Genomic DNA, 1,505 nt, shown 5'->3' on the forward strand with positions numbered 1-1,505 from the left:
GCTCCTGATATGGATTGACTTGTCAACTATTGGCACTGCATTTTCCGTTGTTCCTCTCTGTCAGTGGCTTCGGGTCAGGACATGAAAGGCTGTTTGCGACGGTGGATCATTCTGATATGCGTGGGTTGGTTACCGACCTGACTTCACTTCGTCGCGGAGCTGCCTTTCTCTACTGTCGTGGGTCACCCTCCGGGATCGAAGGGCGCCACATAGGAGCTTCTAGGGTTCTCCTCACCGGCCTCCCATGCCCTGACCCGAAACCACTGACGCCAACTCATGCCAGTACCTTGCTGCCGTGCGGCTTGCCAGCCACTTCGCAGGCGATCGCCCAGATAAAGCCCACCAGCTCGCGGGCTATCGCTGTGACGACGACGTTCTTCAGCTTGCCCGCCTGCAGCAGCTTCTGGTAACGACCACACAAGCGCTTCTGCCCTTCCCACGCTATGGCCTGTATCTCCTCTGGCGTCTTCTCGGCCCGACGCTGTATGTGGCGTGTCTTGCGCGCCGGGTAGCGGTAGCTGTGCGCCGACTCCACCAGCACCCGCCGAACATGGCCGTTGCCCGTGCGGGTGATACCGCCTTGCCGACGCGTCTCTCCGCTGGAGTGCTCGCTGGGCACCACACCGAGGTAGGCCATCAGCTGGCGGGGAGATTCGAAGCGGGTGATGTCTCCCAGCTCCGCCAGGATCGTCATCGCGGTCACCAGGTCGACACCCCGCAGGGCCATCAAGCCTTCCGCCACCGGCTGCAGTGTCCAGCTTTGCAGGGCCTCGCGCATGACCTTCTCCAGGTCTTCTACCCGCTGCTGGGCCGCACTGACCGCATCGATGTACTCTTGCAAGACGATCTGCTGTACCCGGCTGTCAAATTTCACTGCCTCCAGCCAGCGCCAGTGGGCCTGGGTCCAGCGGCTCTTCCCCTGGTAAACCTTGCCGTGCCGAAGCAGGAAGGCGCCCAGTCGCTGGCGGGACTTCAGCTCTATCGCTTTCATGTCTTCCCGCGCGCGAGTCAGGTCGCGCATGGCTTCTTGTTCCTGGTCCGGAACCCACACGGGGGTCAGCTCTCCGGCCCTGTGCAGGCGCGCCAGCATCTGGGCATCCCGGCGATCCGTCTTTAGCCGCTCCCCCGGCTTGCGGGGGATCAGCGATGGCGCTACCACGTCGCACTCATGGCCCCGGCTTGTCAGCTCGCGATACAGCCCGTAGCCGGTGGGGCCCGCTTCATAACAGACGTTCAGCACCTCACCATTGGGGCTCAAGCGCTTGAGCAGCTTGCGGATGGAGGCGCTGTCGTGCGCAATTTCTCCCAGGTACTCCGGGTTGCCCCGCCCTTCCCGGGCCACGGCAACCGCAATGCTGTTCTTGTGAACATCCAAACCGACGTAGATATTGTTAAACTCTTGCATGACCTGCCCCCTCGATGTGGCTCTGTGTTTAGGGTTCTTTCCAGCCTCCAAACATAACCCACGATGTCGAGGCTGGGCAGGTCAATCCATGATGTCTACA

The 1,505-nt window shown here is 61.6% G+C and carries 1 protein-coding gene; it reads right to left on the reverse strand.

The window, feature by feature from the left end:
• Positions 1–274: 274 nt before the first annotated feature.
• Positions 275–1,405 (reverse strand): IS110 family RNA-guided transposase, encoded by a 1,131-nt coding sequence (locus FHS09_RS22475; RefSeq protein ID WP_183464143.1) that lies wholly within the window; start codon positions 1,403–1,405, stop codon positions 275–277.
• Positions 1,406–1,505 lie beyond the last annotated feature (100 nt).

Origin of the sequence: Microbulbifer rhizosphaerae (assembly GCF_014191725.1) — a bacterium.
Classification (GTDB): Bacteria; Pseudomonadota; Gammaproteobacteria; order Pseudomonadales; family Cellvibrionaceae; genus Microbulbifer; species Microbulbifer rhizosphaerae.

Bases quoted from the DNA above. Each gene is read 5' to 3' on its own strand.
- FHS09_RS22475 (WP_183464143.1), bottom strand. From the start codon at position 1,405: ATGCAAGAGTTTAACAATATCTACGTCGGTTTGGATGTTCACAAGAAC.